At 72.0% G+C, this 1,535-nt stretch carries 3 protein-coding genes; 2 read left to right on the forward strand and 1 reads right to left on the reverse strand.

All coding sequences use genetic code 11. The annotated features are described in order from the left end of the window. Positions 1–216 (reverse strand): helix-turn-helix domain-containing protein (locus AB0C29_RS47875; RefSeq protein WP_360834964.1); only part of this gene is annotated, 216 nt, incomplete at its 3' end. Between the two features lie 71 nt (positions 217–287). Between AB0C29_RS47875 and AB0C29_RS47880 the strand changes: the two genes are divergently transcribed. Next, entirely contained in the window at positions 288–875 is a 588-nt protein-coding gene (locus tag AB0C29_RS47880) for a DinB family protein (protein WP_360834960.1), read from the forward strand. Next, positions 872–1,333: a VOC family protein gene (locus AB0C29_RS47885; RefSeq protein ID WP_360834962.1), complete on the forward strand. Its 462-nt coding sequence runs from the start codon at positions 872–874 to the stop codon at positions 1,331–1,333. Before AB0C29_RS47880 ends, AB0C29_RS47885 begins: the two co-directional genes overlap by 4 nt. The last annotated feature ends 202 nt before the right edge of the window (positions 1,334–1,535 follow it).

Consider the following 1,535-nt stretch of genomic DNA (forward strand, 5'->3'; position numbering starts at 1 on the left):
GTGCTGTCCGGGGCCGAGCTGGTAGCCGCCGCCGACGCCCTGGCTGGCGTGCACGGGATAGCCCAGCGTGCGCAGCCGTTCGACGTCGCGGCGCACCGTGCGCGGGGTGACCCCGAGGCGGTCGGCGAGTTCGGGGCCGGTCCAGACCTGGCGCTGTTGCAGCAGGCCGAGCAGGGTGAGCACGCGTTCGGTCGTGCCCCGCTCGCCGCCGCCCATCGGATCCATGGCACCACTTTGTCAGAGATAGCGGACCGATCCTGTCCGCCATGGGTGGCAGGGTGGGTGGCATGGAACCAGACGAACTCGACTGGAACGCAACCCTGCGGGGGCAGTGGGAGCACCATTGGGAGCATCAGCTCCGCGCCCGGCTCGACGGCCTCACCGACGACGAGTATTTCTGGTCGCCGGTCCCGGACACCTGGAGCGTGCGGCCCCGCGGCAGCTCGACGGCGCCCGTGCAGGTCGGCGCCGGGGCTTTCGCGATCGACTACGCGTTCCCGGAGCCGGTGCCCGCCGCGTTCACCACGATCGCCTGGCGGCTCGGTCATGTCATCGTCGGCGTGCTGGCCGCCCGCAACGCGGCACACTTCGGCGCGCCGGCGGCGTCGTACGAGTCCTGGGAGTACGCCGGCGACGCGCGCACCGCACTCGACCAGCTCGAGACCCAGCTCGGCGTCTGGCTGGCCGGTGTCCGTGAGCTCGGCGAGGCCGGGCTGCGGACCAAGGTCGGTGCCAAGGAGCCGTACCCGGAGGCGAGCATGGCCGACCTGGTGCTGCACATCCACCGCGAGCTGATCCACCATCTGTCCGAGGTCTGCCTGCTGCGCGACCTGTACCTGCACACGACAACCACCGAGAACGGAGCTACCCGATGAGCCGCGAGATCCAGGTGACCTTCGACGCCCACGACCCGGCGGCGCTGTCCTCCTTCTGGCGCGACGCGCTCGGCTACGTCCACCCCGGCCCGCCCGGCGTCGAGCTGCCCGAGGGCGCCGACCCGCTGGCGGCCTGGGAGGAGTTCCTCGAGCGGGTCGGCGTGCCGAAGGAGGAGCGCAACACGCGGTCGGCCCTCGAGGACCCGGAGGGGCGCGGGCCGCGGCTGTTCTTCCAGCAGGTGCCCGAGGACAAGGTCGCCAAGAACCGCGTCCATCTCGACGTCCGGGCGGCCCCGGGGCTGCAGGGCGAGGAGCGGATGGCGGCGCTGGAGGCCGAGTGCGACCGGCTCGTCGCGCTCGGCGCCCGGCGGGTGAGCCGCTCCGAGCCCGAGCCGCCGATGAGTTTCGGCTTCATCGTGATGGCCGATCCCGAGGGCAACGAGTTCTGCCTCGACTGAGGACGGTTCAGGGCTGTCTCAGGGTGTTTCCGGATACCGGCCACTGTGGCCACGCGTCGATGCTGTGGGTTCGTCGAAGGGAAGTGCGATGACCCGCAGCATCACCGTACGAGTCATGGCCGGCACCGCCGCCGCCATCATGGCCGCCGTGTTCGCGCTCGCTCCCCCGGCCGCCGCCGGGCTACCGGCACCGGCGCTCGCC

The sequence above is a fragment of the Actinoplanes sp. NPDC048791 genome (genome assembly GCF_040650095.1).
Taxonomy (GTDB): domain Bacteria; phylum Actinomycetota; class Actinomycetes; order Mycobacteriales; family Micromonosporaceae; genus Actinoplanes.

What these genes read in the sequence shown, in the direction of transcription:
- AB0C29_RS47880 (WP_360834960.1), top strand. Translation starts at nt 288, where the DNA reads ATGGAACCAGACGAACTCGACTGGAACGCAACCCTGCGGGGGCAGTGG.
- AB0C29_RS47885 (WP_360834962.1), top strand. Translation starts at nt 872, where the DNA reads ATGAGCCGCGAGATCCAGGTGACCTTCGACGCCCACGACCCGGCGGCG.